This is a genomic window from Kitasatospora aureofaciens, assembly GCF_001188955.3.
GTDB classification, from domain to species: Bacteria; Actinomycetota; Actinomycetes; order Streptomycetales; family Streptomycetaceae; genus Kitasatospora; species Kitasatospora aureofaciens.
On sequence record NZ_JPRF03000038.1, the window covers coordinates 1 to 20,712 of the forward strand.

At 72.9% G+C, this 20,712-nt stretch carries 17 protein-coding genes; 13 read left to right on the top strand and 4 right to left on the bottom strand.

Annotated elements, in window-relative coordinates:
* Positions 1–133 precede the first annotated feature (133 nt).
* From HS99_RS24730 to HS99_RS24770, 9 genes are all read left to right on the top strand, one after another.
* Entirely contained in the window at positions 134–574 is a 441-nt protein-coding gene (locus HS99_RS24730; RefSeq protein WP_030554010.1) for a roadblock/LC7 domain-containing protein, read from the top strand.
* Positions 571–939: a DUF742 domain-containing protein gene (locus HS99_RS24735; protein ID WP_030285356.1), complete on the top strand. Its 369-nt coding sequence runs from the start codon at positions 571–573 to the stop codon at positions 937–939. The genes HS99_RS24730 and HS99_RS24735 overlap by 4 nt, the downstream gene beginning before the upstream one ends.
* Positions 920–1,543: a GTP-binding protein gene (locus HS99_RS24740; RefSeq protein WP_030285357.1), complete on the top strand. Its 624-nt coding sequence runs from the start codon at positions 920–922 to the stop codon at positions 1,541–1,543. The genes HS99_RS24735 and HS99_RS24740 overlap by 20 nt, the downstream gene beginning before the upstream one ends.
* A complete protein-coding gene (locus tag HS99_RS24745) occupies positions 1,540–2,778 on the top strand; it encodes a cytochrome P450 (protein ID WP_030285358.1) in 1,239 nt (412 codons plus the stop codon). Before HS99_RS24740 ends, HS99_RS24745 begins: the two co-directional genes overlap by 4 nt.
* A 70-nt stretch (positions 2,779–2,848) precedes the next feature.
* On the top strand, positions 2,849–4,060 hold the full coding sequence (locus HS99_RS24750; RefSeq protein WP_030554016.1) for a cytochrome P450 family protein: 1,212 nt from the start codon (positions 2,849–2,851) through the stop codon (positions 4,058–4,060).
* 197 nt (positions 4,061–4,257) lie between these two features.
* Positions 4,258–5,643, top strand: a complete 1,386-nt coding sequence (locus tag HS99_RS24755; RefSeq protein ID WP_030285361.1) for an ABC transporter substrate-binding protein — start codon at positions 4,258–4,260, stop codon at positions 5,641–5,643.
* A gap of 156 nt (positions 5,644–5,799) precedes the next feature.
* Positions 5,800–6,822 carry a carbohydrate ABC transporter permease gene (locus HS99_RS47885; RefSeq protein WP_030554018.1) on the top strand — a complete coding sequence of 341 codons (1,023 nt, stop codon included), beginning with the start codon at positions 5,800–5,802 and terminating at the stop codon, positions 6,820–6,822.
* A 44-nt stretch (positions 6,823–6,866) separates the two neighbouring features.
* Positions 6,867–7,781 carry a carbohydrate ABC transporter permease gene (locus HS99_RS24765; RefSeq protein ID WP_030554021.1) on the top strand — a complete coding sequence of 305 codons (915 nt, stop codon included), beginning with the start codon at positions 6,867–6,869 and terminating at the stop codon, positions 7,779–7,781.
* A 217-nt stretch (positions 7,782–7,998) separates the two neighbouring features.
* Positions 7,999–9,723: a DUF4153 domain-containing protein gene (locus HS99_RS24770; protein ID WP_046386514.1), complete on the top strand. Its 1,725-nt coding sequence runs from the start codon at positions 7,999–8,001 to the stop codon at positions 9,721–9,723.
* Positions 9,724–9,863: 140 nt separating this feature from the next.
* Here the strand turns inward: HS99_RS24770 and HS99_RS24775 are convergent, their stop codons facing one another.
* Positions 9,864–11,420: an MFS transporter gene (locus HS99_RS24775; protein ID WP_223885962.1), complete on the bottom strand. Its 1,557-nt coding sequence runs from the start codon at positions 11,418–11,420 to the stop codon at positions 9,864–9,866.
* A gap of 420 nt (positions 11,421–11,840) precedes the next feature.
* Here HS99_RS24775 and HS99_RS24780 point away from each other — a divergent pair, with 420 nt between their 5' ends.
* The 3 genes from HS99_RS24780 to HS99_RS24790 all read left to right on the top strand — a co-directional run bounded on the left by HS99_RS24780 (position 11,841) and on the right by HS99_RS24790 (position 14,119).
* Entirely contained in the window at positions 11,841–12,476 is a 636-nt protein-coding gene (locus HS99_RS24780) for a TetR-like C-terminal domain-containing protein (protein ID WP_158876529.1), read from the top strand.
* Between the two features lie 164 nt (positions 12,477–12,640).
* Positions 12,641–13,339, top strand: a complete 699-nt coding sequence (gene rnhB / locus HS99_RS24785; RefSeq protein ID WP_030554028.1) for a ribonuclease HII — start codon at positions 12,641–12,643, stop codon at positions 13,337–13,339.
* A 99-nt stretch (positions 13,340–13,438) separates the two neighbouring features.
* Positions 13,439–14,119 (top strand): hypothetical protein, encoded by a 681-nt coding sequence (locus HS99_RS24790; protein ID WP_030285377.1) that lies wholly within the window; start codon positions 13,439–13,441, stop codon positions 14,117–14,119.
* A 188-nt stretch (positions 14,120–14,307) separates the two neighbouring features.
* Here the strand turns inward: HS99_RS24790 and HS99_RS24795 are convergent, their stop codons facing one another.
* Positions 14,308–15,027 (bottom strand): hypothetical protein, encoded by a 720-nt coding sequence (locus tag HS99_RS24795; protein ID WP_232543225.1) that lies wholly within the window; start codon positions 15,025–15,027, stop codon positions 14,308–14,310.
* 372 nt (positions 15,028–15,399) lie between these two features.
* On the bottom strand, positions 15,400–17,595 hold the full coding sequence (locus HS99_RS24800; RefSeq protein ID WP_030554031.1) for a RecQ family ATP-dependent DNA helicase: 2,196 nt from the start codon (positions 17,593–17,595) through the stop codon (positions 15,400–15,402).
* 229 nt (positions 17,596–17,824) lie between these two features.
* Between HS99_RS24800 and HS99_RS24805 the strand changes: the two genes are divergently transcribed.
* Positions 17,825–19,315: a DUF4192 domain-containing protein gene (locus tag HS99_RS24805; protein WP_052743485.1), complete on the top strand. Its 1,491-nt coding sequence runs from the start codon at positions 17,825–17,827 to the stop codon at positions 19,313–19,315.
* A gap of 31 nt (positions 19,316–19,346) precedes the next feature.
* Here HS99_RS24805 and HS99_RS24810 read toward each other — a convergent pair whose 3' ends face one another.
* Positions 19,347–20,660: an alpha/beta fold hydrolase gene (locus HS99_RS24810; protein ID WP_030285385.1), complete on the bottom strand. Its 1,314-nt coding sequence runs from the start codon at positions 20,658–20,660 to the stop codon at positions 19,347–19,349.
* Positions 20,661–20,712 lie beyond the last annotated feature (52 nt).

Below are 20,712 nucleotides of genomic sequence, written 5' to 3' on the forward strand. Positions count from 1 at the left end.
CCCAGCCGGCGCTGCCCGCCTCCGGGGCGGCGCCCACCGCCTCCGGGGCGGCACCGACCGCCTCCGGGGCGGCACCGACCGCGGACACCGACACCACGCCCGACGCTTCCCCCGTCACCGAGAAGGACACCTGATGAGCAGCGCCCCCGACCGCGACCTCGACTGGCTGTTGGAAAACCTGCTGGCGGCAACCCCCGGCACCCGGCACGCCCTGGTGCTCTCCGCCGACGGCCTCAAGCTCTGCCACACCGCCGGGCTGAGTGCTGACCAGGCCGACCAGCTGTCCGCGATCGCCTCCGGTCTGCAGAGCCTGGCGCACGGCGCCTCGATCGAGTTCGGCGACGGCAGCGGCGGCGTGCGGCAGTCGATGACCGAGTTCCACGGCGGCATCCTGTGCATCGTGGCGGCCGGTGAGGGCGCCCACCTCGCGGTGGTCACGGACGACGACGCGGACGTGGGCGTGGTCGGCCACAACATGCACGGCCTGATCGAGCAGATCGGCATCCACCTCAGCGCACCGGCCCGGGGCTCGGATTCCGGCGAGGCCGCCGCGCAAGAGAGCGCCGGGATGTGACCGGCGGGCCGGCGCTGCCGGGACGGGACGACGACCCGGACCGCCTCTACACCATCACCGGGGGCCGCAGCCGCGCCCCGGAGAACGCCTTCGACCTGGTCACACTGATCGTCGCCGAGCGGCAGCCGACGCCGGGGATGCAGTCGGAGCACGCCCGGATCCTGCGGATGTGCGAGGCCCCGACCGCCGTGGTGGAGGTGGCGGCGGAGCTGTCGCTGCCCGTCTCGGTGGCGAAGATCCTGCTCGGCGACCTGCTGGAGTCCGGGGCGGTCACCGCCCGCCACCCCAGGTTCGCGCCGAACAAGGCCCGGCTGCCCGATCTCGACACGCTGAAGCAGGTGCTGCATGGCCTCCAACGGCTCTGACGCCCCGCCGACGGGGCGCACCCCGCTGCGGGCGACCGCCGACAACGCGCTGAAGATCGTCGTGGTCGGCGGCTTCGGGGTGGGCAAGACCACCCTGGTCGGCTCGGTCAGCGAGATCCGTCCGCTGAACACCGAGGAGGTGATGACCCGGGCCGGGGAGGGCATCGACCCGGCCGGCAGCTGGGGCAAGCGCTCCACCACGGTCGCCTTCGACTTCGGCCGGATCACCCTGTCGGAGCGGCAGGTGCTGTACCTGTTCGGCGCGCCCGGGCAGGAACGTTTCTGGTTCCTCTGGGACCGGCTGTTCAGCGGCGCCCTGGGGGCGGTCGTCCTGGTCGACACCCGGCGGCTGGAGGACTCCTGGTACGCGATCGACCGGCTGGAGCACCACGGCACCCCGTTCATCGTCGCCCGCAACAACTTCGGCGAGCCCGGCCACACCCTGGAGCAGGTCCGCGAGGCCCTGGACCTGCCGCCCGAGGTCCCGCTGGTGGACTGCGACGCCCGCGACCGCGAGTCCGGCAAGCGGGTGCTGATCGAACTGGTCCACCACCTGGCCGCCCTGGCCGGGGCCCCGCTGACGTACGAGGAGAGCACCCAGTGACCGAGCCCGCCGCCACCCCGCCCCCGGGCTGCCCGGCGCACGCCGGCGCCACGCCGCTGTACGGGCCGCGCTTCCAGACCGACCCGGCCCAGCTCTATCGCGAGCTCCGGGCCGCCCACGGCCCGGTCGCCCCGGTCGAGCTGGCCGGCGGCGTGCCCGCCTGGCTGGTCATCGGCTACCGGGAACTGCAGCAGGTCACCGGCCAGCCGCAGCTGTTCGGCCGGGACTCCAGCCGCTGGCACGCCTGGGACACCCTGCCCGCCGACTGGCCGCTGAAGCCGATGATGGCCCCGGTGCCGTCGATGCTGTACACGGAAGGCGAGGAACACGTCCGCCGCTCCCGCGCGGTCACCGACGCGCTGGCCGGGATCGACCCGTACGAACTGCGCAAGCACTCCGAGGAGATCGCCGACCGGCTGATCGACGGGTTCGCCGGGCGCGGCGAGGCCGATCTGGTCGCCGAGTACGCCCACCTGATGCCGTTGCTCGTGCTCTGCCGGGTGTTCGGCCTGGACGAGGAGCGGGCGCCGGAGCTGGTCGACGCGGTGCTCACCATGCTGGACGGCGGTCCGGGCGCGCCGGCCTCCGCCCAGCGGCTGCTGGAGCTGATGCTCGAAGTGGTCCGGGCGAAGGCCGAGCACCCGGGCGGGGACGTGGCCTCGCGGATGCTGGCCCACCCCGCGGGCCTGGACCACGACGAGATCATGCGCGACCTGAGGGTGTTGTTGATCTCCGGTCACCAGCCGAGCTCGTACTGGATCTCCAACGCCTTGCGGCTGATGCTCACCGACGAGCGGTTCTCCGCGTCGCTGGCGGGCGGGCGGCGCAGCATCAGCCAGGCGCTCAACGAGGCGCTCTGGGAGGACACGCCGGTCCAGATCTTCGCCGGTCGCTGGGCGGTGCGGGACACCCAGCTCGGCGGTCAGCGGATCGGCGAGGGGGACATGCTGCTGCTCGGCTTCGCCGGGGCCAACGCGGACCCGTCGGTGCGCCAGCCCGACGGCCGCCCGGCCGAGGGGAACCGTGCGCACATGAGCTACTCGTACGGCGAGCACGGCTGCCCCTTCCCGGCCCAGGAGGCGGCCGAGGTGATCGCCACCACCGCGATCGAGGTACTGCTGGACCGGCTGCCGGACCTGCGGCTGGCGGTGGCCGAGCACGCCCTGGTGTGGCGGCCCTCGGCCTGGGTGCGCGGGCTGGTCGCGCTGCCGGTCTCGTTCACCCCGGGTCATTGACGCCAGGCGCCCCCGCACGACAGCCCGAGTCGACCTCATGTTTCCCGTCACCGAAGGAGAGTTGCCGCCGATGACCGCTGCCCCGGCCCCGATCGCCCTCGACCCGCTGGCCCGCGACAACGCCGCCGAGGGCGCCCTGCTGCGGGCCGCCGGCCCGGCGGTGCCGGTGGTGCTGCCCGGCGGGGTCGCCGCCTGGGCGGTGACCCGGCACACGGCCGCACGCGACCTGCTCACCGACGCCCGGCTGGTGAAGGACGCCCGGCACTGGGCGGCCTACCAGCGCGGCGAGGTGCCGAAGACCTGGCCGCTGATCGGCCTGGCGGTGCCCGGCCCGAGCATGGTGACCACGGACGGCGCCGAGCACCGCCGGCTGCGGGCGCTGGTCGCCCAGGCGTTCACCCCGCGCCGGGTCGAGCTGATGCGTCCACGCGTGGAGGAGACCACCCACGCGCTGCTGGACACCCTGGCGGCCGGGGAGCCGGTGGTCGACCTCAAGACCGCCTTCGCCTTCCCGCTGCCGATGACGGTGATCTGCTCGCTGCTGGGCGTCCCGGAGTCGGATCACGGCCTGCTGCGCGACCTGTACGAGCGGTTCTTCGGGATCAAGCCCGACCCGGAGGGCATCCAGGCGACCGTCGCCGGCCTGAACGCCTTCGTCAACGGGCTGGTGGCGCAGCGTCGTTCGGAGCCGGGCGAGGACCTGGCGAGCGTGCTGCTGGCGGCGGACACCGAGGGCGGGGCGCTCACCGACGCGGAGGCGGCGGCAACCCTGCGGGTGATCATCGCGGCCGGCCACGAGACCACGGTGAACCTGATCGGCAACGCGGTGCGGGCGCTGCTGGCGCACCCGGACCAGCTGGAGCTGGTGCGTTCGAGCCAGGTGTCCTGGGACGCGGTGGTCGAGGAGTCGCTCCGCTGGACGCCGCCGACCAGCAACTTCCTGTTCCGCTTCACGGCCGAGGACATCGAGGTCGGCGAGCTGGTCATCCCGGCGGGCGAGCCGGTGCTGGTCTCGTACAACGCGATCGGCCGGGACCCGCTGCAGCACGGGGTGACGGCGGAGCTGTTCGACATCACCCGGGCGACCCGGCACCTGTCCTTCGGGCACGGTCCGCACGTCTGCCCGGGTTCGCCGCTGGCCCGGCTGGAGGCGGGGGTCGCGCTGCCGGCGCTGTTCGAGCGCTTCCCGGGGCTGTCGCTGGCAGTGCCGGACGGCGAGCTGCGGCCGAGCCCGTCGCTGGTGGTGAACAGCCTGCTGGAGCTGCCCGTCCGGCTCTGGTGACGTCGCGTCAAGAGGTGTTGTCGGATTCCGGGCGGAGAAGGTCGACCATGGACCTTGGCGGCGGCCGACAGCTGCGTTAACGTCGTCCAATCGGTTCGGCCGACCGATCTCCCGACGACCCCTGCCCGCCCATCTCCGGTACAGCGCAATGTCGTTCAGCCAACCCCAGGCAGCACGCCCTGGCGAGGAGGACCGCATTGACCCTCAACCCGACCGCGCCGTCCCCGAGTTCCCGCCGCCGACCGGTCGCCGTACCCGCCCTGCTGGCGGCGCTGGCCCTGACCGCGGCCTGCTCGAACAGCTCCGGCGGTTCGGGTGGCGGCGGTGGAACCGCCCAGACACTGACCGGTGACTGCGCCAAGTACCAGCCGTACGCCGGCCATTCGGGCACCACGGTGACGATGTTCGCCTCCATCCTGAGCCCGGAGTCGGACAACCTGGAGAAGTCCTGGGCCGAGTTCAGCAAGTGCACCGGGATCAAGATCAGCTACGAGGGCTCCAACGACTTCGAGTCCCAGCTGCCGGTCCGGGTGGCCGGCGGCAACGCCCCGGACTTCGCGATCATCCCGCAGCCCGGCCTGCTGGCCCAGATGGTCAAGAGCGGCAAGGTGGTCAAGCCGCCCGCCCAGACCGTCACCAACCAGGACAAGTGGAGCCCGGTCTGGAAGACCTACGGCTCGGTCGACGGCACCTTCTACGCGGCCCCGATGAGCGCCAACATGAAGTCGCTGGTCTGGTACTCGCCGAAGACCTTCGCGGCGGCCGGCTACGAGGTGCCCAAGACCTGGGCGGACCTGATGGCGCTCAGCGACCGGATCGCCAAGGCGGGCGGGCCCAAGCCCTGGTGCGGCGGCATCGCCTCCGGCACCGCCACCGGCTGGCCGGCCACCGACTGGCTGGAGGAGGTGGTGCTGGGCACGTACGGCGGCGACGTCTACGACCAGTGGGTCGGCCACCAGGTGAAGTTCTCCGACCAGAAGATCACCACGGCGATGCAGACCGTTGCCGACTGGATGCTCAACCCCGCCTGGGTGAACGGCGGTTACGGCGACGTCAAGTCGATCGCCACCACCACCTTCCAGGACGCGGGCGCGCCGATCCTCACCGGCAAGTGCGCGATGCTCCAGCAGGCCTCCTTCTACGAGGCGCAGTGGCCCAAGGGCACCAAGGTCGCCCCGGACGGCGACGTCTTCGCCTTCCACCTGCCCGCGGTCAACCCGGCGATCGCCAACCCGGTCGAGGGCGGCGGCGAGTTCCTGGCCGCGTTCTCCGGCAGGCCCGAGGTGCAGGCGGTGCAGAACTACCTGTCCAGCTCGGACTGGGCGAGCAGCCGGGTGAGGACCGCGAGCGGCTGGGTCTCGGCCAACCAGGGCGTGGACAAGAGCCTGTACACCGACCCGATCGACAAGCTCTCGGCGGAGGCGCTGACCGACCCGAGCGCGACCTTCCGCTTCGACGCCTCCGACATGATGCCGGCGGCGATCGGCTCCGGGCAGGAGTGGAAGTCGCTCACCGCCTGGTTCGCGGAGGGGCAGTCGGTCCAGAAGGTCGCGGGCGACATCGACGCCGCCTGGCCGAAGTAACCGGGCCCGCCCGGGGCCCGTCGTCGAGGTCAGGGCGCCCGCGAGGTCAGGGTGCCCGACTCGGGACCACCTGTCGAGGGCGGTGCGGGGCCACCCACCCGCACCGCCCGCCCCCTCCCCATTCCCTTCCCACCGGACCCGAAGGGACGTACAGCCATGTCCGTATCCGGATCCCCGCTGACCGCCGGCCCGCTGGCCGCCGGCGCCTGGGGTGACGCGCTGATCAAGTTCGGCAACAGTGTCGGCGCGATGGCGGGTTTCCTCGGCATCCTGCTGGTGGTGTTCCTGGTGGCCGGCCGGGCCCGGGGCCGACTGGCCCGACCCCTGGCCGTGCTGGTGTTCCTCGGCCCGGCCGTACTGCTGCTGGTGGTCGGCCTGGTGGCGCCGCTGATCCGCACCGTCTACCTGAGCGTGCACAACGCGGACGGCAGCAAGTTCGTCGGCGGCGAGAACTTCGGCTGGGCCTTCACCACCGACTCGGTGCAGAAGGTGCTGATCAACACCCTGTTGTGGCTGGTGGTCGCACCGCTGGCGGCGACCGGCCTCGGGCTGGTGCTGGCGCTGCTGGTGGACCGGATGCGCGGCCAGGCGGTGTACAAGTCGCTGATCTTCATGCCGATGGCGATCTCGCTGGTCGGCGCCTCGATCATCTTCAAGTTCGTCTACGAGGCGCGAGGGAAGGACCAGCCGCAGATCGGCCTGCTCAGCCAACTCGCCCATGCGGTGGGCTGGTCGGATCCGCCGAACTGGCTGCTCACCCAGCCGCTGAACACCTTCCTGCTGATGGCCGTGATGGTCTGGGTGCAGACCGGGTTCGCGATGGTGGTGCTGTCGGCGGCGATCAAGGCGATCCCGGACGAGGTGGTGGAGGCCGCCCGGCTGGACGGCGCGACCGGGGTGCGGCTGTTCTGGCACGTCACCGTGCCGATGATCCGCACCACGGTGATGGTCGTGCTGACCACCGTCATGATCATCACCCTGAAGGCCTTCGACATCGTCCGCACCATGACCGGCGGCAACTTCGGCACCCAGGTGCTGGCCAACGAGATGTACTCGCAGTCCTTCGTGCAGTTCGACGACGGGCGGGGCGGCGCCCTCGCGGTGCTGCTGTTCCTCGCGGTGCTGCCGTTGGTGGCCTACAACATCGTCCAGCTGCGGAGGGAGCGTGAGGTGCGGTGAGTGATCGAGGAGAAGCGGGTGGTCGGAGCGCGGTGAGTGACGCGATGACCGGTCGTCACCGGAATCCGGTCCGGAAGTCCTTCAGCAGCCCGCTGGCCTCGGCGTTCGTGATCGCGATGACGGTGCTCTGGACGGCCCCGACCCTCGGGCTGCTGGTGACCTCGCTACGCCCCAAGCAGGACGTGACCACCGACGGCTGGTGGAACGCCCTGATCCACCCGGACTTCGGCCTCGGCAACTACCACGCGGTGCTGTTCGAGGGCGGTTCCGGCGGCTCCACCGGGCTGATGCCCTTCCTGGTCAACTCGCTGGCGATCAGCATCCCGGCCACCCTCTTCCCGCTGGTGCTCGCGGCGATGGCGGCGTACGCGCTGGCCTGGGTGCGGTTCCGGGGGAGCGACGCGGTGTTCTTCACGGTGTTCGCGCTCCAGGTGGTCCCGCTCCAGATGGCGCTGATCCCGCTGCTGCGGCTGTTCTCCAGCGGCGCCCACCTGGGCTCGCTGACGCTGATCCCGGCGGTGGACCTGAAGGGGAGCTACGCGCCGGTCTGGCTGGCGCACACCATGTTCGCGATGCCGCTGGCGGTGTTCCTGCTGCACAACTTCATCGCCCAGCTACCGCGCGACCTGATGGAGGCGGCGGTGGTGGACGGCGCCTCGCACTTCAAGATCTTCCGCTCGATCGTGCTGCCGCTGTGCGCGCCGGCCCTGGCCTCCTTCGCGATCTTCCAGTTCCTGTGGGTATGGAACGACCTGCTGGTCGCCCTCACCTTCGCCGGCGGCACGCCAGAGGTGGCGCCGATGACGGTCCGGCTGGCGCAGCAGGCGGGTTCGCTGGGCGGCCGCTGGGAACTGCTCACGGCCGGGGCGTTCCTGTCGATCATCGTGCCCCTGATCGTTTTCTTCAGCCTGCAGCGGTACTTCGTCAGGGGGCTGCTGGCCGGATCGGTGAAGGGGTAGCGCGGGCGGGGCTCGGGCGGGCGTGGGCCGGCGTGGACGCGTGGACGGCTGTGGAGGGGGAGCGTGCGCGGTCAGGTCGTTCTGAACATGTTCAGAAGCAACTTTTGAACTTGTTCAGAATGGTCTACAGTCAGCAGCGGCCGGGGCGTTGGCGCGCCGGCCCGCGGACCGCCCGGAGGGCGGCTTCCGCCTGCCCGTAGACCACCGAGGGGGACTCATGACAGGCCCGTCCACGCCTGCCCCGACCGATCCGCGGTCCACGTCCGACTCGCAGGCGTCGGGGGACCCGTACGCGCCGTACGCGTCCGGGGACCCTTATGCGCCCTACGCGTCGGCTGCTTCCCACGGGCCGTACTCGGCGGACGCTCCGCACGGGCCCTACGCCGCGCGCGGGCCGTACGCGCCGCGGGGGCGGTACGGCTCGCCCGAAGCGTCCGGGCCGACCTTCGGGGACCGGCTGCACGTCACCGACCCCGAGCGGCGGGCGGCGGCCACACCCCGGGTCCTCCTGTTCGCCCTGCTCACCGGCCTGCTGACGGCCTGGCTGCTGTACGACGGGGTGGGCGCCAACCTGTTGATCTGCGGCGCGGCCGCGGCCGCCGTCGCCGGGGTCGTCGCCCGCGCGGCCGGCCGTCGGATCCGGCCCTGGACGGTCGTCTGGAGCCTGCTGGCCCTCGCCCTGCTCGCCGTTCCCGCCTGCTGGGACGCGGGCTGGCCCGCGCTGCTGGCCTCCGGCTGCGCGCTGGGCCTGGCCTCGCTCGCCCTCCACGGCGGCCGCCGCTGGTCGGGTGTGCTGCTCGCGCTGCCCGCCCTGCTCTGGCAGCTGGTTCCGGGCGTGGGCTGGATCTGGGACGCCATGGAGGGCCGGCCGCTGCCCGGCCGCGGCCGGATCGTCCCTGTGCTCAAGGCGCTCGCGGTCGCCGCCGTCCTGCTGACCGTCTTCGGCCTGCTGTTCGCGAGTGCCGACGCCGGTATGGCGGACCTGCTGGCCGGCCTGAGGCCCAGCATCGACGTCCACCAACTCCCCCTGCGTGGGTTGCTGTTCGCCCTCGGGACGCTCACCGCCCTGGGCTTCGCGCACATCGCGGCCGGCCCGCGCCGCTGGGACCGGCTGGCGGTCCGCCCGGGGCGGGAGCGCCGACGGCTGGAGTGGGCACTGCCCCTCGTCGCGCTCAACCTGATGTTCGGCGCCTTCGCGGTGATCCAGGCCGTGGTGGTGCTCGGCGGCGCCGACGCCCTGCTGAGCAACACCGGCATGAGCCGCTCCGAGTACGCCCGGCAGGGCTTCTGGCAGCTGAGCGTGATCACCGTGCTGACCTTGGTCGTGGTGGCCGTCGCCAAGCGCTGGGCTCCGCGCACCACTCCCGGCGACCGCCGGCTGGCGCGGATCCTGCTCGGACTGCTCTGCCTGCTCGCACTGGTGGTGGTCGCCTCGGCGCTCGGCCGGATGTGGTTCTACGTGGACGCCTCCGGGCTCACCCGGCTGCGGCTGTGGGTGCTGGTGGTCGAGATCTGGCTGGGCGTCGTCTTCCTACTGCTGATCACCGCCGGGCTCACCCGCGGCACCGGCTGGCTCCCGCGCGCCGTCGTCCTCAGCGGCATGCTCACCGTCGCGGTCTACGGCCTGATGGGGCCGGACGCGATCGTCGCGGAGCAGAACGTTGCCCGGTACGAGCGCTCGCAGCAGATCGACCTGCGCAACGTCCGTGAACTGTCGGCGGACGCGGTGCCCGCCCTCGACCGGCTGCCCGAACCGCAGCGGACCTGCGCGCTGCAACTGATCCGGGTCGACCTGGACCAGGACGTCCGGCCCTGGTACGCGGCCGGCGCGTCCGCCCCTCGGGCCCGGGGGATCCTGGCCGAGCGGCCACTGGTGCAGGGGCCGGCGCGGGGGCGCGGCCCCTGCGAGCAGGCGGGGTTGCTGTCCGAGGGGCGCTGGTAGCGGTAGCGGTAGCGCTGGTTCGGGGTCGGGGGGAAAACAGGCAGGCCGGCCGGGAGGGTGCTGCTCCCGGCCGGCCCGTAGTGGTCCGGCTGCCTGCGGTTCGGCTGCCTGCGGTTCGGCCGCTGGCGGTCCGGGGGGGATCAGTGCATCGCGATGCCCGCGCTGTCACCGCTCGGCAGGTCGCCGGGCTTCGCCTTGATGGCGAACACCGCGACCAGCAGTGCGATCCCGGCGAGCGCCGCGCCGACGATGAAGCCGTGCGAAATGCCCTGGGCGAGCACCGAGTTCGCGGCGTCGGAACCCGGCGGGAAGTCGCCCCTCTGCTGGAAGTAGGCCAGCTGCTCCGGCGGGGCCGTCTGCAGGAACTTGGGCGCCTGCGCCTTGAACTCCGGCACGGCGTAGTGCGCGAAGACCGTGGTCAGGATCGAGAGGCCGAGCGAACCCCCGATCTGCTGCATCGAGTTGAGCAGGCCGGAGGCGGCGCCGGTCTCCTCGCCCGGCACGCCCGCGACCGAGAGCAGCATCACCGGGACGAAGATCAGGCCCATGCCGAAGCCGAAGATCACCGTGGGGGCGAGCACGCCGTCCAGGTAGCCGCTGTCCTTGTGGATCTGGGTCAGCCAGGTGAGGCCGATGGTGACCAGCAGCGCGCCGCCCGCCATGAACGGCTTGGGGCCGTACTTGGCCTGCAGGCTCGACGCGATCTGCGCGGCGATGATGATCGACACGCTGATCGGCAGGAACGAGACGCCCGCCTTGAGCGGGCTGTACCCGAGTGGTCCCTGCACGAACAGGACGACGTAGAAGAAGATGCCGAACATGGCCGCGGCCAGGCAGAGCATCATCACCAGGCCGCCGGTGCGGTTGCGGTTGGAGAACAGGTGCAGCGGGGTGATCGGCTGGGCGGTGCGCCGCTCGATCACGAAGAATGCGGCCAGCAGGATCGCGCCGCCGACGAAGGAGCCGATCGTCAGGCCGTCCGACCAGCCGTAGTCCGGGTTGGCGGCCCGGATGAAGCCGTAGACCAGGCCGACCAGGCCGAGCGTCGAGGTGAAGGCGCCGGGGAGGTCGAAGCGGCCCGGGTGGCGCTCGGACTCGGCGATGTAGCGCGGCGCGGCGATCGCGATCAGCACGGAGATCGGCACGTTGACGAAGAACACCCAGCGCCAGTCGAGGTACTCGGTGAGCAGTCCGCCGGCCAGCAGGCCGATCGCGGCTCCCGAACCGGCCACCGCCGAGAAGACGCCGAACGCCTTGTTGCGTTCCGGGCCCTCCTCGAAGTTGGTGGCGATCAGGGCGAAGGCGGTCGGCGAACAGATTGCGCCACCGATGCCCTGGAGCGCGCGGGCGGCCAGCAGCAGCGTGCTGTCCTGCGCGAAGCCGCCCAGCAGTGAGGCCAGGCCGAACAGCAGGGTGCCGAAGATGAACACCCGGCGGCGGCCGAGGATGTCGCCCGCCCGACCACCGAGCAGCAGCAGTCCGCCGAAGGTCAGCGTGTAGGCGTTGATGACCCACGACAGGTCGGTGGTGGAGAAGTTCAGCGCGTCCTTGATGTGCGGCAGCGCGATGTTCACGATGGTCGCGTCGAGCACCACCATGAGCTGGGTCGCCGCGATGACGGCCAGGGTGATGCCCTTCCCCCGGCTCTGGCCGGCCTTCGGTGGTGACTTCTTGCTGAGCGTGTCGGAGATAGCCACGAATGTGCCCCCTGCTGGCTGCTGGCTACGTGCTTGGGTGCTTGGCGCTCGGGTGCTTTGGGCGCTTCAGGTGCTCTGGATGCTTCAGGTGGTTGGTCTGCCGCGGATCCGCTGGCCCGAACGTGCTGCTGCGCGATGGCGCAGCCTAGGAAGGAACGGTGCCGTTCACTAATCTTGACGATAACCTGGACTCGATAGTGAACGCAAGCGTTCCTTACGGAGGTGGCAATGGATCGGTTGATACGGCGTCTGTCGGCGGACCGGGCGTCCGGTCGGGCGGCCGCCCGACCTGCGGAGGACGCGTGTCCGCCGTTCCCGGCGCCGGTGGAACCTGTGGAGTCGGGGGTGTCCGACGTGCCGGGGGTGTCCCCCGGGGTGCCCGGGGGGCCTGTGGTGCGTGCGGCGCCCGCGGACCCCGCCGTGCCACCGGAAGTCGAACCCCGCTGCTCGGTGCGGGCCGCCCGGGAGGCGTTGGCGCGGCCGGTGCGGCGGCGGGGGAAGGAACTGGAGAACGCGATCTTCGAAGCCGCGCTCGACCAGCTCACCTCCGGCGGTTACGCGCGACTGACGATGGAAGGCGTCGCCGCTGCGGCGCGGACCGGGAAGGCCGCGCTCTACCGGCGCTGGGCGTCCAAGGTCGAACTCGTCATCGACGCCCTGGACTCCACTCTGCCACGCCCACACGGAGTCCCCGATCTCGGGTCCGCCCGTGCCGAGTTGCTGCAGCTCATCGAGCTGTTCACGGACGCGATCTGCTCCCGCTCGGGCGCCGCCCTGCATGCGCTGATGGCCGAGCTCTCCCAGCAACAGGCCGAGGTGTTCAAGGACTTCATCGTGCGGCGGGTGATCGGGCCGACCAAGGACACCATCCTGGACATCCTCCGTCGCGGCGTCGCTCGCGGAGAGGTCCGGCCCGATGCGGTCTCGCCGCTGGTCGCCGACGTCGTCCCGGCGATGCTGATGTTCCAGGTCAAGCTCTTCGACGGGGGACTGGCACCCGACTTCGCGGTCCGGCTGGTGGACGACGTGCTGGTTCCGATGGTCCGGCAGCCGTAGCCGTAGCCGTAGCCGTAGCCGCAGCAGAAGCCGACGCCGGCCCCCGAGCGGTCGGGAGCGTCCGTGAGCGGGCTTAGGCTGGAGACTGCCCCACTGGAGCGGGCTGCCTCGCCCGAACCGGGCTGTCCTGCCCGACGGGGCTGCTTTGCCGAACGGAGTCCGTGATGCCCATCGTCCCGCCGACGCACTCCGTCGAACGCTCGCTGCGCCGGGCGGGTGCCAAGGTCGTGGTCGGGCTCGACGAAGTCGGGCGCGGCGCCTGGGCCGGACCGGTCACCGTCGGCGCGGCCGTCACCGGCCTGCGCAGGGCACCGGAGGGGCTCACCGACTCCAAGCTGCTCACCGAGTTGCGCCGCCGGGCCCTCGCGCCGGTGCTCGCCGATTGGGTCACCGCGTACGCGTTCGGTCACGCCTCGCCGCAGGAGTGCGACGAACTCGGCATGACGGCAGCCCTGCGGCTGGCCGCCGTCCGCGCGCTGGAGGCGCTGCCGGTCGAGCCCGACGCGATCATCCTGGACGGCAAGCACGACTACCTCGGCGGCCCCTGGCGGGTGCGCACGGTGATCAAGGGCGACCAGTCCTGCATCTGCGTCTCCGCCGCCTCGGTGCTCGCCAAGGTCCACCGCGACGGGCTGATGGCCGAACTGGGCGGGACCTGCCCGGAGTACGGCTTCGCGGACAACGCCGGATATCCCTCCCCGGTGCACCGCGCCGCGCTGGAGGAGTTCGGCCCCACCGACCACCACCGGCTCTCCTGGGCGTACTTGGACGCACTGCCGAAGTGGCGCCACCTGAAGCGCGGTCGGGACGTCGTGGGCGCCGCCGAGGGATCCGCCGACGAACAGTTGACGCTCGGTTTCTGACAGTCCGTCTGAATTGCCCCGGGCGGGGGTCGGGATGCCCGGTGCCCAATGGGTGGGGCGCCCGTGCGCGTTCGACCGGCATTTGATAGATATCCGGGTATGCCTGTCTTCCCCGAGGAGCCGGAGATTCACGAGAGCCTCCCGGGCCCCGGCGTTCCCTTCCCCCGCGAGTCGGACGCACAAGCCCTCCACGCGCCTGCCACCGGCGGCGCACCCGCCACCGCATCCACCACCGCCGCCGCACCGCTCCCGGTGCCCGGCCCGCGTCCGGCGCCCCCGCGTGCTGCACCGCCGCGTGCCGACCGCCAGGGCCCGCCGCGCCTGATCCCCAAGCCCGGTCCGGCACCGCGCCGCCCGGCCCCCGCCACACCGCAGGTCGAGGTCCAGCGCATCGCCGCCACCCCGGCCCAGGCGTTGGAGCGCGCCGATGACGCGGTCGACCGCCTGCTGGACTCGGGCCGCAACCCGGGCGACGTCCTGGTGCTGACCGTCGGTGAGGCGCACCCCTGGCAGCAGCACGAGCTCTCCTTCGGTGAGGAGCGCTACTGGGCGCAGCTCACCGAGGGCGGCGATGTGTTCTACGCCGACGCCGCGCTGACCCGGCCGGTCCGCCGCGAGGTGGTCGTCCTGGTGGTCAACGGCGGTTCGGCCGCCCGGGCCGCCGAGGCGTACGGCGCGGCGCTCGGCCGGGCGACCGCGCTGCTGGTGGTCTGCGGCGAGGCCGGTCCGGCTGTCGCGGCGGCGGCCGGTGCCGCACCGGGGCGTCCGGTCAAGGCCTGACCGGACGCCGTTCGGCAGTCGTCCTCGCTCCGGGCCCGGCGCCGTACGGTGCCGGGCCCGGAGTCCGTCCGCAGTGCCGCAGTGGCAGTGGCACGGTGCCCGTTCCGGAATCCGCGGCCGGCGTCGGGCGTCCGGTGACCGTACCGCTCCTCCGGGGGGCGCGTTCCGTTCCGCTGATCGCGGCCCGCTCAGCGCGTGCCGGTACGGCGTTCCGGTTCCACGGCGGTGACCCGCGCGGGGATCCACGGGGGCTCGGACTGCTGGGAACGCGAAGTCGCGTCGACCCGCTTGGTCTGTTCGGCCGCCTGCTGCCGGGCGCGCTGGCTGCGCGCGGCGTCGTCGAGCGCCGACCGTGGTGGCAGTTCCGTCACGGTATGCACCGGACCGTCCGCCCACGAACCCGCATGCGGATTGCGCCCGCTCCGTCCGTCGCCGAGAATCTGCCAGCCCGCCGGTGTGAGCCCGATGTAGGAGCCGCAGCGCAGCCCGTGCAGCCCGGCCGCGTCCCGGAGCGCCCACATCCAGGCGCCGTCCTGCTCCGTCCAGCCGGGCGCGCCGTCGCGGCAGCGCAGCAGCACGGCCGTCCGGGTCGGCGAGGGCAGTCGCAGGTCGTGCGGGGTGACCCGGCGCAGGTGCGTCAGCAGGGCGTTCCGGTGCTGCCAGCCGTCGGTGTCGTGTGGCCAGGGCGTGAACGAGGCCGAGGCGGCGAGGTGGTGGAGCGCGTCCAGAACGGCGACCACGACCGTGCCCGGCTGGGGCAGGTGACGCTGGTGCAGTTCCAGGACGAACTCGCGCGGATCGCGCAGCAACGGTATCCCCGAGGCGGTCCAGGTCTCCAGGTCCAGCAGCCGTCTGGGCGCGGAACTCCCGGAGAGGGGATGCTGACCTCGGCCGATACCGTTGATCACGATCCTCCTTCCTGGCCCGTGGGCAGGCGGGCGCCTGGGTACGCCGAACGGCGGGTCCAGGGGGCCGGGTTTCGGGTACCTCCCAATTCTCGGGGTAACGGGGCCGGGGCGGCAATGATGAAATGACGAACGCCATCCGATAGCCCATGTTCTGCCGGATATGTTCCGCGGCGACCCGAGCGCGCTTCAGGTGCCGACCAGCCTTGATCCACACTGCGTGAAGGGCATGGCGAACCGCCGTCGGCATGGTGGGCACTCCTTTCTCGGGCCGGGTCTCCGATGTGATCGAAATCGCCCTGCCGGCTCCTTTCCGTTAGGCCATTCGAGTGTGGGCGGCGGTCCTGCGGCGACGGCCGGGCCGCCGCCCCGTCATCACCCCTGTACGGCCAGGACCAGCGGCAGCACCGCTCCGGCCCCCGCCCGGCGCAGCAGCCGGGCGGCCACGGTGACCGTCCACCCCGAGTCCACGAGGTCGTCGACCAGCAGCACCGGCCCGGCGGCGGCCGCCACCGCCTGCTCCAGCTCCGGCGGCAGGACCAGCGCCCCGGCCAGCGAGTGGAGCCGCTGGGCGCTGTTGCTGCGGGCCCCCTGCGGGGGCCGCCCGCCGGCGTACTCGATCCGGCCGAGCAGCGGCAGCCGCCCGATCTCGGCGATCCGCGCGCCGAGGCTGCCGACAAGCTGGGGGCGGGTCGAGGAGGCCATGGTCACCACGCCGACCGGCCGGTCCAGCCGGGTGCCCTCCGCCGTCGCGGGCCCTGCCCAGCCTCCCGGGCCGCGCGCCCAGTCGGCGAGCACCGCCACCAGCGCGTCCACCGCCTCACCGGGCACCGGCGCGTCCGGCGCCTGCTCGGCGAGCAGGGTGCGCAGCCGGTTGCCCCAGCCGATGTCGGACAGCCGGCCGAGCGCCCGGCCGGTCTCCGCCTGCTCGGCCGCCGGGATCCGGCCCTTCAGCGGCACCCCGAGCGCGTCCATCCCGGTGGGCCAGAGGCGGCGCGGCTCGAAGCTCACGCCCGGGCGGCCGAGCGCGGCCCGGGCCGCGGCCAGCGTTCCGTCGGACACCTCCGGGGTGTGCAGCGGCCCCGCGCAGTTGTCGCACCGCCCGCACGGCGCGGCCTGTTCGTCGTCCAGCTGGCGGCGCAGGAACTCCATCCGGCAGCCGGTGGTCGCGGCGTAGTCGCGCATCGCCCGCTGCTCCGCCTCCCGGGAGGCGGCGACCTTGGCGTAGCGGGCGGTGTCGTACTCCCAGCTCTGCCCGGTGGCCGTCCAACCGCCCTTGACCCGGCGGACGGCGCCGTCCACGTCCAGCACCTTGAGCATGGTCTCCAGCCGGGCGCGGCGCAGGTCCACCCTGGGCTCCAGGGCGGCGGTGGAGAGCGGGCGGCCCGCCTCGGCGAGCGCGTCGATGGTGCGGCGCACCTGTTCCTCCGGCGGGAAGGCGAGCGAGGCGAAGTAGCGCCAGATCGCCTCGTCCTCGCGCCCGGGCAGCAGCAGCACCTCGGCCCGGTCCACACCGCGCCCGGCCCGGCCGACCTGCTGGTAGTAGGCGATCGGCGAACTGGGCGAGCCCAGGTGGACGACGAAGCCGAGGTCGGGCTTGTCGAAGCCCATGCCGAGCGCGGAGGTGGCGACCAGCGCCTTGACCCGGTTGGCCAGCAGGTCGGCCTCGGCGGTGCGGCGCTCGGCGTCCTCGGTGCGGCCGGAGTAGGAGGCCACCGGGAAGCCGCGCTCGCGCAGGAATGCCGTCACCTCCTCGGCGGCGGCCACCGTCAGGGTGTAGACGATGCCCGAGCCGGGGAGCCGGTCGAGGTGGTCGGCCAGCCAGGCGAGCCGGTGCGCCGGGTCGGGCAGGGCGAACACACCCAGGGTGAGGCTCTCCCGGTCGAGCGGACCGCGCAGCACCAGAGCGTGCTCGTCGGTGGTGCCGGTGCCGAGCTGCTCGGCGACGTCCGCGGTGACCCGGGCGTTGGCGGTGGCGGTGGTGGCGAGCACCGGGACACCGGGCGGCAGGTCGGCGAGCATGGTGCGCAGCCGGCGGTAGTCGGGGCGGAAGTCGTGGCCCCAGTCGGAGATGCAGTGGGCCTCGTCGACCACCAGCAGGCCGGTGGAGGCGGCGAGCTTCGGCAGCACCTGGTCGCGGAAGTCCGGGTTGTTCAGCCGCTCTGGGCTGACCAGCAGGATGTCGACCTTGCCGGCGGCGACCTCGGACTGGATCTCCTCCCACTCCTCGGTGTTGGCCGAGTTGATGGTGCGGGCGTGGATGCCGGCCCGGGCCGCCGACTCGACCTGGTTGCGCATCAGGGCGAGCAGCGGGGAGACGATCACCGTCGGCCCGGCGCCGCGGGCGCGGAGCAGGGCCGTGGCGATGAAGTAGACCGCGGACTTCCCCCAGCCGGTGCGCTGGACGACCAGGGCGCGGCGGTGGTCGACCACGAGGGCCTCGATGGCCGTCCACTGGTCCTCGCGCAGGCCGGCGGCGGGGCCGGCCAGCTCGCGCAGGACGGCCTCGGCCCGCGCCCGGACCTCGGCGCGGTCGGCGGTGGCGGTGGTGTGGGTGTCGGGCTGCTTCATGGCGTCGATGTAACCCCATGCCGCCGACAAGGAGCGAATGCGGGCGGGACGCTGCGGGGGAAGACGGAGTGCATTTCATCCGGAGATCAGCTGAACGGCTGCCAAAATCCACTCTTCGGGGCGAGTGTCGTGTGCTCCGAATGGGCGAAGGAAAATTCAGGGGCCGAGTTATCCACAGGAAAGGAGAAAATTCCGGGGTCGTCGTCGGATGGCGCGCACTCTTGCGGCCATGAACGCGATGAACAACGAACACGTCATCCTGTCCCTCGGCCCCGCTTCCGGGCAGCGGCCGGTCGTCATGCGCGGTCCGGCCGACATGGCCGAACTGTTGCCCTACTTCCTGGGGTTCTACCCCGACGACAGCATCGTCGCGGTCGGCCTCCAGGGCCCCGACCTGCACCAGGGCGGGGTCATCCGGGCGGACCTCCCGGTCTCGCCCGCGGAGTGGCCCGCCGCGGCGGAGGAGACGGCCGCTCTGCTGGTCGCACTCTCCGAGCGGCACGGCGGCCGGCCGCTCCAGGTGCTCCTCTACCTCTGCCAGGATCCGGTCACGGCGCACGCACCGCCGCCGGTGGAGCGCCTGCGGCCGTTGGCCGACGACCTGCGCGGGGCCTTCGGGCGCAGGGGAGTGGCGGTCAAGGAGTCGCTGTGCGTCTCGGACGATCGCTGGTGGTCCTTCCTCTGCCGCCGCGAGGGGTGCTGCGATCCGGCGGGCTATCCGGTGCGGCGCGGGCCCGATCCGGGCCCGGCGGCCGCTGCCGCGACGGTGGCCGGACTGGTGCCGCGCGGCAGCCGGAAAGCGATCGTCGGCGCGCTGGCCCCGCTCGGCCCGCCGGAGGACGCCCCGCAGCGCGAGGCGCTCGTGCGGGCCGAGTCCCTGGCGGCGGGTGTCTCCCGGGAGCGGGGCCTCGAACTGCTGGAGCAGGCCTTCGCGGAGTTCGCGGCCGGGGCCAGGGAACTCGACGAGCAGCGGACGGCCCGGCTGCTGTTCGCCCTGCGGGACCGCCTCATCCGGGACCGCGGCGTCGAGTACGTCCGGCCCGTCGAGCTCGCCCCCGCCGAGCGCCTCTGGCGCTTCCTCGCCCGGCGCGCCGTGCCGCCGTACGAGGGCTGTGCGGTGGCCCCGCTCACCCTGCTGGCCTGGGCGTCCTGGGTCGCCGGGGACACGGCCACCGCCCGGGTGGTGCTCGCCCACGTCCTGCGGCTCGCCCCGGACTACCTGCTGGCCGAGCTGCTCTACGAGTCGATGAACGACGGCATGACGCCCGGGGCGCTGCTGGCCGCCGTCGAGGCCCAGCGGCGACGGCGCGAGGAGCGCGCGGCCACGGCGCAGTCCGGGCCGGAACCGGATCCCGGGCCTGCCACGGGCCGCGGGCCGGGGCCGCAGGGGCCCGGCCATCCCCCGGGCGGCGGTCGCCGACGGCGGCGGGGCGGTCGGCGGAAGGCCGGGCCCACGGCCGTGGGCCCGGCCGAACGGAGCTCCGGCAGCCCCGGCGCTCCCTCCGGCTCCGGCGAGTCACGGCCGGAGGGGAGCGGTTCCGGGCCGGTCGCCCTGCTCCCGGCCCCCGGGTGCGGTCCGGTGACCGGGGCGCGGCCGGCCCGGGGCGTGCGGCTGGGCCGGGCGGGGGCCTGTGCCGTGGCCGCCCTCCGGTCCGGCACCGGGCTCCACCGATGCCGGACCGGACGGCAGGCGGCAAGAGGAGCCCACCGTGCCCGGTGAACCGCTCGCCGCCCCACCGGTCGGAAGGCCGCTAGGCCTCGCCGTGCGCCATCTTGATCAGCCGGTCCAGCACCTTGCCGCCGCTCACCCGCAGGCCGTCGTGCTCCCATTCGTTGGTGATCCAGGTCCGCAGGCCGCGCACCGCGCGGGCGGTCTCCAGCGAGTCGGCGGTGTCCACGCACATGTCGTCGTGGTACACCGTCGCCACGACGGGCACGGTGTTGGCGGCCAGGCGCGCCGGGTCGTAGAGGTCGGGCCAGTCGGTGCGGGCGGCGAGCAGCTCCGCGGTCTCCTTCAGCGGGCGCAGCGCCGGGTCGGCGTCGAACATCCAGGGGTAGATCATCTCCCCGGTGAACAGCACCGGAGCGCCGGTCTCCAGCGCCGTGCGGGCGTCGAACTCCGGGAACTCCTTGCGGACCCGCTCGGCCGACCAGGCCGTGCTGCCCGGGTCCACCGAGCGCTGGCCGTAGATCGACTCGTGCAGCACGGCGTACAGCGGTCCCTCGGCGAAGGAGAGCCGGGCCTGGACACCGGCCAGGAAGGTGTCGGAGAGTTCGGGCCCGGCCGGGCCCTCCACCCAGGCCTCCTCCAACAGGTAGTGCAGGGCGCCGGAGCCACTGCCGCCGACGAACATCATTCCGAGCACCTGGAAGGCCTCGACGGTGAGCAGCCCGCCGTCCGGCAGGGTGGCGGGGGAGTCGGCGAGGTGGGCGACGATCCGCCGCACGGCCTCGACGTCCTGCGGGAAGCGGCGGTAGTGCTCCTCGTTCTTGCGGACAACGCGCGGGTAGGCGGCGCGGTAGACGTCGTCGGCCGAGCTGCGGAGGCCGGCCAGGCCGCCGGTGATGAAGGCCTCGGTCAGGCCCTCGGGGGCGAACGAGAGGTAGGTGAGGGTGCAGAAGCCGCCGAAGCTCTGGCCGAGCACGCTCCAGCGCTTCCCGGCGCCGAGCAGCCGGTGGCGGATCAGCTCGGCGTCCCGGACGATCGAGTCCGCGCGGAAGTGGGCCAGGTAGTCCGCCTGTTCCTGCGGGCCGCCGCGACGGGCGAGGGTCTGCCGGGTCGCCGGCGTGGACCGCCCGGTGCCGCGCTGGTCGAGCAGCAGGACCCGGTAGTCGTCCAGGGCGCGATCCAGCCAGGTGTCCCGGCCGAGCGGGCGGGCGGCCTTGCCGCCGGGGCCGCCCTGGAGGAAGAGCAGCCAGGGCAGGTCGTCCCGCTCGCGGCCGGAGGCCACCACCTCGCGGGCGTACACCTCGATCTGCTCCCCCTCGGGGGAGGCGTGGTCGAGCGGGACCTGGAAGACGTGGTCGGTCGTGACAATCCCGGGCAGTCGGCTGACGGTGGACATGCAACTCCTCGGTCTCTGCTGGTCACAGCGGTTGCGTCGCGGTCCACGGGAT

Bases quoted from the DNA above. Each gene is read 5' to 3' on its own strand.
- HS99_RS24730 (WP_030554010.1), top strand. From the start codon at position 134: ATGAGCAGCGCCCCCGACCGCGACCTCGACTGGCTGTTGGAAAACCTG.
- HS99_RS24740 (WP_030285357.1), top strand. From the start codon at position 920: ATGGCCTCCAACGGCTCTGACGCCCCGCCGACGGGGCGCACCCCGCTG.
- HS99_RS24750 (WP_030554016.1), top strand. From the start codon at position 2,849: ATGACCGCTGCCCCGGCCCCGATCGCCCTCGACCCGCTGGCCCGCGAC.
- HS99_RS47885 (WP_030554018.1), top strand. From the start codon at position 5,800: ATGTCCGTATCCGGATCCCCGCTGACCGCCGGCCCGCTGGCCGCCGGC.
- HS99_RS24765 (WP_030554021.1), top strand. From the start codon at position 6,867: ATGACCGGTCGTCACCGGAATCCGGTCCGGAAGTCCTTCAGCAGCCCG.
- HS99_RS24770 (WP_046386514.1), top strand. From the start codon at position 7,999: ATGACAGGCCCGTCCACGCCTGCCCCGACCGATCCGCGGTCCACGTCC.
- rnhB (WP_030554028.1), top strand. From the start codon at position 12,641: ATGCCCATCGTCCCGCCGACGCACTCCGTCGAACGCTCGCTGCGCCGG.
- HS99_RS24790 (WP_030285377.1), top strand. From the start codon at position 13,439: ATGCCTGTCTTCCCCGAGGAGCCGGAGATTCACGAGAGCCTCCCGGGC.
- HS99_RS24800 (WP_030554031.1), bottom strand. From the start codon at position 17,595: ATGAAGCAGCCCGACACCCACACCACCGCCACCGCCGACCGCGCCGAG.
- HS99_RS24805 (WP_052743485.1), top strand. From the start codon at position 17,825: ATGAACGCGATGAACAACGAACACGTCATCCTGTCCCTCGGCCCCGCT.
- HS99_RS24810 (WP_030285385.1), bottom strand. From the start codon at position 20,660: ATGTCCACCGTCAGCCGACTGCCCGGGATTGTCACGACCGACCACGTC.